At 55.0% G+C, this 231-nt stretch carries 1 pseudogene; it reads right to left on the bottom strand.

Annotated elements, in window-relative coordinates:
• Positions 1-231, bottom strand: a pseudogene (locus Q4563_RS23100) (alkene reductase); the annotation flags it as partial.

The following is a 231-nucleotide window of genomic DNA, read 5'->3' as shown; positions in this document are numbered from 1 at the left end:
CGGCCAAAGGCGACAGCATCAACCGTGTTGTCGGCCAGTAATTGGCTGGCGCTATCCGGGCTGAGGTTCATATTGCCAATCCAGGTGCCGTTGAAGCGTTTGCGTAGTTGGGGAGTCAGAGCATCGGTCTGGTTGAGGTCTTCGCGGCTGAAAATAAAAGCAATATCCCGCTGGTTGAGGGCATCAACCAGATAACCAAAAGTGGCTGCCGGGTCGTCATCGCCCATATCC

This window comes from Gilvimarinus sp. 1_MG-2023 (assembly GCF_030548285.1).
Note: the sequence above shows the minus strand (reverse complement) of the source record. Positions and strands in the feature narration are given on the sequence as shown.